This is a genomic window from Helicobacter monodelphidis (assembly GCF_003288845.1).
Lineage (GTDB): Bacteria > Campylobacterota > Campylobacteria > Campylobacterales > Helicobacteraceae > NHYN01.
The window spans coordinates 1-8375 of record NZ_NHYN01000033.1 but is presented as its reverse complement, the minus strand read 5'-3'; the positions used below and the strand labels follow the sequence as shown (position 1 = coordinate 8375).

Sequence of the window (8375 nt, the reverse complement as noted above, 5' to 3'; positions counted from 1 at the left end):
TAATGTTGAAGAACCAGAATCTGCTGAAACTACCGCATTGAAGGTATCATCGCGTTCTGTTCCTGTATAAGCAGTAGTACCTGCAGTAAGACTGAAAGTCTAGGTGATGAGATGGAATTTGAGGTAAGATGAATAGGTTAATCATATAAAGGAAAATCTCTTTAGATTCTTTAATTAGATATTATCAATATCTTAATCAATATCTTAAAAGGGTATTGTAGCATTGTATGGGAAATGGTAAAATAGGATTAGGAAGAAACTGTCTACCTTAGAAAAAATTCAGAATTTGAACAATACAATTTCATAGCCAAGATAAAAACAACAAGGATGCACAAAAATGGCTACTATTTTAGAAAAACTACGCTGTAAAAATATTATTGACCTAGCATTAATTACTCCAAAGGGCTATGAAAATCAAATTCTTAGCCAAAACTTACAAGAATCTCCTTTAGTTGTTGAAGTAAAAATTATAAATTATAAATTAATTAATCGTAAAGTTGCTCATATTCTTGCTTATATGCCTATGTTTCAACAAGATGTTGAGATGGTGATTTTTAATCCTAAACATTATCATTCAAGTCAATTTTATCATAATAATAATCTAATTATTTCAGGAAAACCTGATTATACAGATGGTTATTTGAAAATTATTCAACCCAGAGTTTTAAAAGATAGTGGTGAAATTGTACCTATTTTGCCAACTATTGCCGGAGTATCACGCAAGAAAATTTTAAGTTTTTTTCAAGAATCTCTGACGACAGAAGCCTTAGTTAAGCAGTCTATTCCACTTCATCATGCACAAGAAATAGAAAAAATATATAAACCAACACCTATTTTTTTAAATGTATATAAAAAATTAAATACTTTTTCACCGAAAAGCTTAAAGGCGTTAAAATTTTTAGAAATTTATCGTTTTTTATTGGCTATTAAAATAAATAAGAAAGAATATAAATCCCCAAAAATTAAATTAAATAATCCCCAAAAATTTATTTTAAATCTCCCTTTTTCTCTCACGCAAGATCAACATCAAACAATTATCGATATTTATACAGATTTGCAGGGAAACAATGCAACAAAACGTGTGATTATGGGTGATGTAGGTTGTGGAAAAAGTCTTGTTATTTTTGCATCGGCGTTTATGGTCTTTCCACAACGTAGTCTCTTGATGGCACCTACCTCTTTACTTGCTATACAACTTTATGAGGAAGCTATAAAATTTTTACCCAAAAATATGAAAATTGTACTTGTTAAAGGTGGAGAAAGCATTCAAGATACAGAAATTCAAAATGCACATTTTATTATCGGTACACACGCACTTTTATGGCATAATATCAGGAATGTTGTATTGATTATGATTGATGAACAACATCGATTTGGTGTTGGGCATCGTAATTTTTTTATTTCTTCACAAATTCTTGATGAAGAACCTTCAACAATTTCTTTATTTGAAGAAATTGAAAAGATACAAAAAAAATCTCGCCCTCATACCCTGCAATTCTCTGCAACGCCTATTCCACGCACACTTGCAATGATTGAATCTAGCTTTGTTGATCTAAGCTTAATTAAACAACGTCCGTTTGAACGCATTGTACATACAAAAGTTATTTCACGCAAGGATTTTCCTGATTTACTTTCTCATATTCAACAAGAAATTAGCCAAAACAGGCAGGTTGCAATTATTTATCCTCTCGTGAATAGCTCTGAAACCTCCCTTTATCGTTCTTTGAGTGATGTTGAATCTTTTTGGAAAAAACATTTTGAATCTGTTTATATTACACATGGAAAAGATAAGGATAAAGAAAATAAACTTTTAGAATTTAGGGAGAAAGGTCATATTCTTCTTAGCACAACCATTATTGAAGTGGGTATTTCCCTACCAAGGTTATCAACAATTGTTATTTCAGGTGCTGAACGATTTGGACTTGCAACACTCCATCAACTTCGAGGACGCGTTAGCCGTAATGGTTTAGCGGGATATTGTTTCTTGTTTACACATAAGGAAAAATCTGAACGTCTGGAATCCTTTGCGGCTTGTCAAGATGGATTTGAGGTTGCAGAGCTTGACTTACGATTGAGAAAATCGGGTGATATTCTTGGTGGAGAAAGACAGAGCGGAGAAGAGTTTAGATTTTTTAGCTTAAGTGACGATATAGAAATACTACAAGAAGCAAAAGAAACTATAGAAAATATACAAAAGTTATAATCATTATAATGATAAAGGTATAAATGCAGGACTTAATGTCTTGAATTGTGGATTAGAATCCTTTAGGTTAGGAATTAGTCCATTAAACTATAAACAAAAAGTCTTTTAAGCTATCTAGCAGACTAGATTTAATCAGAAAGCCCACTTTCTTAGGCGACGGGAATAGTTAACTAGATAGCATTAAATAATATTACAAACTCACTTCCTTTTCCTTCTTGTGTGTGAAAGGTGAGTTGTGCTTGATGATAATGAACCACAGATTTAACGATTGATAAGCCTAATCCTGTTCCACCAAAATGCTTACAACGTCCCTTATCCACGCGGTAAAAGCGTTCAAAAATACGATGGGTAGAGTCTTTAGGAATGCCAATACCACTATCTTTTACACAAAATTTTATTTTACCATTTTCTTGTGTTACATTCACCCATACATTTCCTTTATGATGATTATATTTTATTGCATTGTCACATAAATTATAAATCATATTTTCAATCAACTCCGCATTTCCTAAAATATAGGCATTTTGAATATTGCATTGAATATTGATAAGATGTTGTTTGGCTATTAGCTCTAAACGTTTCAAAACCGCACTTGTGATTGCACCGATATTAATTTTTTGAGTCGGTAAAAAGCCCTCTTGTTCGTCAAGGAAGGATATTTGAATGATTTCGTTAATCATTTTGAGTAATTTTTTTGCCTCTTCATGAATGTTATTAATGAATGTTGGAAAATCTTCTTGAGAAACAAGGTGATGTTTTAACATTTCACTGCTTGCAAGAATTGATGTTAAAGGTGTTTTAAGCTCGTGAGTAACATTTGCACTAAATTCTCTCCTCATATTTTTTGCTTGAATTTCTGCATCTAAATTTTGTAAAATAATGACAATACCCCTAAATTTGTTTTTTGAATAAACAGGACAAAATAATACCTCGCTTTCTTTGTAACCTAAGCGAAAATGCTCATTTTTTTGTTCTTTATCTTTTTTAAAAACATTAAGATAAGTCCATACTTTTTGTAAAAAAAGATTATCTTCAATTTCATTAATATGTAACATATTTGTGATATGACTAAAATATTCTTCAGCTCTTTTATTTGCAAGTAAAATTTTACCTTGCTTATCAAGCAAAATTAGCCCATCACTCATATTATGGACAAGAAGTAACATTTGTCCTTGTCGTTGTTTTAGCCCTTTGAGACGATTTTTTACAATTTTATGTTCATTTTTAAGTCGCTCCACAAAAGGGGTTAACTCTTTATAAGGGACTTTTTGTAAAAGACTTTCTAAATGGATAGATTGCAAAGGTTTAATGATCGATTTTGTAAGAATTCTAGCAATAAAAAATATAATAAAAATACAAAATAAAATTTCAAAAATAAAATAAGGTAGAAAATAATAAAAAATATCTTCGATACTTTTTTGGGGCATCGCCAAACGCAAAACGACATTTTCTCCATTTAAGGTGCTAGATATGGCATAATAAAGCATTTTCTTCTGCAATGTTTCAGAATAACGAATGCTTTTTGATTCGTGCTGTTTTAATGCGGTAATAAATTCCTCTCTATCTTTATGGTTAGGTAAATCCATTTGTAGGCTCTCATAGAGAATATCCCCATTTTTTGAAAGTATACTAATGCGATGAGATAATGGAATTTTCTCTTCTATTAATAAATGAAGATGATTCTTTAAAAGATGAGCTTCTTTTTTGAGAGTTTGGAAGGCTTGAGATTCTAGCATAGAATCAAGTAAAAAAAATAAAATAATATGAGTAAAAAATAAAATACTTATACAAGTAAGAAAAATTGCCCCAAAAATTTTTTTATACATTATTCTCTCTCAAGCTTATAGCCTATCCCGCGTATAGTCTTTATCTTTTTTCCCCATTCACCCAACTTTTGTCTAAGGGTTTTAATGTGCATATCAACTGTGCGACTTTCCCCTGTGTAGCTATACCCCCAAATTAATTCTAATATTTCATCACGACTAAAGCTTTTTTCTTTATTTTTCAACAATAGAGATAGCAATTCAAATTCTTTCAGAGTCAATTCTATGGGCTGATTGTAGAGTGTAACACAATGCTTTTGTGTAGAGAATATGAGACCATCAAAAATTATTTCATCATTATTATGTTCATTGCGTCGCAAGATGACGCGTATTCTTGCAAGCAGTTCCATAATACCAAAGGGTTTTGTTAGGTAATCATCAGCCCCTAAATCTAAACCTTTAATTATCTCAAATTCACTATTGAGGGCAGAAAGTAAAATTACACTGATATGCCTCGTCTTAGAATGACTTTTGAGTTTTTTTAACATCTCAAAGCCATCTATTTTAGGTAGCATAATATCTAAAAGAATGAGTTGTGGGATTTTTACTTCAATTGCTTTAAGGCAATCTTCGGCATTCATAAAGCCCTCTGATTCAATATTTTGAGATTTTAGAGCATATAGCACAAGTCCTAAAATTGTATGATCATCTTCAACAACATAAACCACGAATAACCTTTACTTTTTTCGTTATTATATAAGTTTTTATCCAAATTTTCCCTCAATATAATCTTGTGTTTTTTTATTTTTTGGAGAACTAAAAATTTTTTCTGTCTTATCAAATTCAATCACTTCACCAAGCAGAAAGAAAGCTGTTTTATGAGAAATGCGATGGGCTTGTTGCATATTATGTGTTACGATAATAATCGTATATTTATTTTTAAGCTTAGAAATTAATTCTTCAATTTTAAGTGTAGAAATAGGGTCAAGGGCGCTTGTTGGTTCGTCCATCAAAATGACTTCAGGGTGAATACTTAAAGTTCTTGCAATACAGAGTCGTTGCTGTTGCCCCCCGCTTAGACTCAATGCTGATTGTTTAAGCCTATCCTTAATGTCTTTCCAAAGCCCAACATCTTTCAGGGCAGATTCAACAATAAAATCTAATTCACTTTTGCATTTAATACCATGCGTTTTGGGTGCAAAAGTAAGATTATCATAAATACTCATTGGGAATGGATTAGGTTTTTGAAAAACCATACCCACCTTTTTACGCAAACGATTAACATCATATTTTTTATAAATATTATCCCCATCAAAAAGAATTTTTCCCTCTATTTTGCAGCCATCAATAAGATCATTCATACGATTAAGGCTCTTGATAAAAGTACTTTTTCCGCAACCACTAGGACCGATAAAAGCGGTTACTTGAGATTTTTCAATCTGCATATTAATCTTTTTTAAGGCTTGAAAATTACCATAATATAAATTCATATCTTTTACATTGAAACAAACCGTATTTTCCATTTAATTTCCTCAATTTTTAGTTAATTTTTGTGCAATAATTTTGGAACAAATATTTATTCCAAGCACAATCACCATTAAAACCATTGCTGTACTATAGGCTTCGTTAATATGCAATCCTTCGCTAGAGATAACATACATATGAACGCTTAATGTGCGTCCAGAGTCAAGCAATCCGGCAACTTGCGGACTTGTTGAAGAAGTATAAAGCAAAGCAGCACTTTCACCCACGATTTTGCCAATACTAAGAATAATTCCCGCTAGAATGCCTGGCATTGCAGTAGGAATAACAATGGCAAAAATAGTACGCAATTTTCCAGCCCCTAACGCAAAACTTGCCTCCCTTAAATTGAGAGGCACGGCATATAGAGCTTCTTGAGAGCTACGCAAAATGAGTGGTAAAATCATAATACATAAAGTTAAGCTACCCGATAAAAAGCTATAACCAAAACCAAAATATCCTACAAACATCAAATATCCAAATAAACCATAAACGATAGATGGAATACCCATTAATGTTTCAGAGGCAAGGGAAACAATGCGGATAATTTGAGAATCTTTTTTTGCGTATTCGCTTAAAAAAACTGCCCCAAAAACACCGATAGGAACGGCAATTGCTAAGGCAAAAACTACCATATTAAAGGTATTAATAATTGCTGGCATCATAGAAACATTTTGACTACTATATTCCCAAGAAAACAAATCAAAGGAAAAATAAGTCATACCTTTAATAAAAATAAACCCAATTAAAATAGTAAATATTCCTAAGGTTATGAAAATAGAAATTCTTAAGGAATAAAATAAAATTTTTGAAAGCCAATCGTGCTTCATACTTTTTCCTTCTTGAGAGCGTTAAAACTCATATTAATCAAAAGAATAAATACAAACAAAACAACGCCATTTGTAATCAAAACATCTCTATGTAAACCTTCTGAATATCCCATCTCTAAGACAATATTTGTTGTTAAAGTTCTCACTCCATCTAAAAGATGGCTTGGGATTTGAACTTGATTTCCCGCAACCATCATCACAGCCATTGCCTCTCCAATAGCTCGTCCAACACCAAGAATTACACTTGCTAGAATGCCACTTTTTGCAGCAGGAAGCACTGCGAAAAATACACTTCTTTCCGGACTTGCACCTAAAGCTAATGCCCCCTCAAAATAAGTTGTTGGAACAGAATCAATAGCCGATTTTGAAACAAGAATGATTGTGGGTAAAATCATAATAGAGAGTATAATAGCCGCCGCAAATAGACTTTTTCCAGACACTTCATCAAATATAGTGTGCAAGACAGGTACAACGACAATAATTCCAAAAAAACCATAAACAACAGAGGGGATAGCCCCGAGCAATTCTACCGCTGGTAGAACATATTTTTGGATATGTTTTGGGCAAAATTGCGAGAGATAGACGGCACTAAAAATGCCTATAGGAACGCCGATAAGAATCGCTAAAGCCGTTACATAAATACTCCCAACAATCATCGGAAAAATACCGAAAATTTCATGTTCTGGATACCATTCAAAACCAAAAAGGAAATCAACAATGCTAATTTGTTGCAATGTTGGGATAGCATTCATTAACAAAAAACTACAAATCATCAAAACAGCAACAATGGAAATAATTGCACAAAAGGCAAACAAGATCTTAAAAAAATGATCTTTCATATTATTCCTTATAAGAATAAATGGGATATTCCCATTCATACAGATTCAAAATTATTTTACATCTTCCCAGTTTTGAATATCGCCTAGAAAAATTTTCTTTACATTATCCTTAGATATATTGTCGATAGGATTTTCTTTGTTCACAATCACTGCAAGCCCATCGATGGCAATAACATTCACATTTATTCCCTTATCTAATTCCGCCTTTTTTAATTCTCTTGAAACCATACCCAAATCAGCAATGCCCTCAACAACAGAATTTACCCCCGTTGTTGAATCTGACTGTAAAATCTCAATTGTTGCATTTTGATTAATCTTTTTGTAGCTTTCAGAAAGCTTTTCCATTAGTGGTGTAATAGAGCTAGAACCGGCAATAACAAGCTTTCCTTCCGGCTTTTTGCTTTCAAAGGAATCTTGCTTTGTGGCGATATAGCCGGCTTTTTCAATAACCTGTTTTGCACTGAATGTGTACTTAAGGAAATCTTCAGCTAATGGGCTAACCTTATTTGTAACAATATTGAAAGGGCGAGAAACCTTATAACTTTTTTTGTTAATGTTTTCAACGCTAGGTGCTATACCATCTATTTTTACAGATTTTACACTATTGTTTAGTGAACCTAAAGAGATATAACCTATCGCATTTTTTGATTGTGCAATACTCGTAATCATTACGCCTGTTGAATTAGTAACCTCTGCTTTTTTGGTTGTTGCATCAACTTTTTTACCATTAATTTCTTTATGAATATCAAAAATTTCTACAAATGCACCTCGCGTTCCCGAACCTTTTTCTCTTGAAATGGGGTGAATAATTTCTGCTGCAATTGCTACCCCATAACCAAAACTCAAAGCTGCTAGCACTCCTAATGTGATTTTTTTCATCAAGTCTCCTTATAAAAATATCGAATAATTATAAATAAAGGCTGTAAAATATATAGGTGTGGTTTGTAAAATTTATGTAAAATACTCACAATTATGCCTTATGGCAAAAGCAGAATAAAATACATACAATGCTACAATACCCTTTTAAGATATTGATAATATCTAATTAAAGAATCTAAAGAGATTTTCCTTTATATGATTAACCTATTCATCTTACCTCAAATTCCATCTCATCACCTAGACTTTCAGTCTTACTGCAGGTACTACTGCTTATACAGGAACAGAACGCGATGATACCTTCAATGCGGTAGTTTCAGCAGATTCTGGTTCTTCAACATTA

The 8375-nt window shown here is 32.3% G+C and carries 7 protein-coding genes; 1 reads left to right on the top strand and 6 read right to left on the bottom strand.

Features of this window, described 5'->3' with window-relative positions:
- The first annotated feature begins 337 nt into the window (after positions 1–337).
- Entirely contained in the window at positions 338–2203 is a 1866-nt protein-coding gene (gene recG / locus CCZ01_RS09340) for an ATP-dependent DNA helicase RecG (RefSeq protein WP_112052951.1), read from the top strand.
- 170 nt (positions 2204–2373) lie between these two features.
- Here the strand turns inward: recG and CCZ01_RS09335 are convergent, their stop codons facing one another.
- Genes CCZ01_RS09335 through CCZ01_RS09310 form a run of 6 tightly spaced genes read right to left on the bottom strand, consistent with a single transcriptional unit; the run spans position 2374 to position 8035 of the window.
- Complete coding sequence (locus CCZ01_RS09335; RefSeq protein WP_112052950.1) at positions 2374–4029, bottom strand: ATP-binding protein; 1656 nt, start codon at positions 4027–4029, stop codon at positions 2374–2376.
- Positions 4029–4694 carry a response regulator transcription factor gene (locus CCZ01_RS09330; RefSeq protein ID WP_112052949.1) on the bottom strand — a complete coding sequence of 222 codons (666 nt, stop codon included), beginning with the start codon at positions 4692–4694 and terminating at the stop codon, positions 4029–4031. The genes CCZ01_RS09335 and CCZ01_RS09330 overlap by 1 nt, the downstream gene beginning before the upstream one ends.
- 36 nt (positions 4695–4730) lie before the next feature.
- On the bottom strand, positions 4731–5489 hold the full coding sequence (pstB, locus tag CCZ01_RS09325) for a phosphate ABC transporter ATP-binding protein PstB (RefSeq protein ID WP_112052948.1): 759 nt from the start codon (positions 5487–5489) through the stop codon (positions 4731–4733).
- Between the two features lie 9 nt (positions 5490–5498).
- The gene (gene pstA, locus CCZ01_RS09320; RefSeq protein WP_112052947.1) at positions 5499–6317 is read right to left on the bottom strand and encodes a phosphate ABC transporter permease PstA; all 819 of its coding nucleotides are present in this window, start codon (positions 6315–6317) and stop codon (positions 5499–5501) included.
- Positions 6314–7156 (bottom strand): phosphate ABC transporter permease subunit PstC, encoded by an 843-nt coding sequence (gene pstC, locus CCZ01_RS09315; protein WP_112052946.1) that lies wholly within the window; start codon positions 7154–7156, stop codon positions 6314–6316. Before pstC ends, pstA begins: the two co-directional genes overlap by 4 nt.
- Before the next feature lie 51 nt (positions 7157–7207).
- The gene (locus CCZ01_RS09310) at positions 7208–8035 is read right to left on the bottom strand and encodes a substrate-binding domain-containing protein (protein WP_112052945.1); all 828 of its coding nucleotides are present in this window, start codon (positions 8033–8035) and stop codon (positions 7208–7210) included.
- Between the last annotated feature and the right edge of the window lie 340 nt (positions 8036–8375).

What these genes read in the sequence shown, in the direction of transcription:
- pstC (WP_112052946.1), bottom strand. Translation starts at nt 7,156, where the DNA reads ATGAAAGATCATTTTTTTAAGATCTTGTTTGCCTTTTGTGCAATTATT.
- recG (WP_112052951.1), top strand. Translation starts at nt 338, where the DNA reads ATGGCTACTATTTTAGAAAAACTACGCTGTAAAAATATTATTGACCTA.
- pstA (WP_112052947.1), bottom strand. Translation starts at nt 6,317, where the DNA reads ATGAAGCACGATTGGCTTTCAAAAATTTTATTTTATTCCTTAAGAATT.
- pstB (WP_112052948.1), bottom strand. Translation starts at nt 5,489, where the DNA reads ATGGAAAATACGGTTTGTTTCAATGTAAAAGATATGAATTTATATTAT.
- CCZ01_RS09335 (WP_112052950.1), bottom strand. Translation starts at nt 4,029, where the DNA reads ATGTATAAAAAAATTTTTGGGGCAATTTTTCTTACTTGTATAAGTATT.
- CCZ01_RS09310 (WP_112052945.1), bottom strand. Translation starts at nt 8,035, where the DNA reads ATGAAAAAAATCACATTAGGAGTGCTAGCAGCTTTGAGTTTTGGTTAT.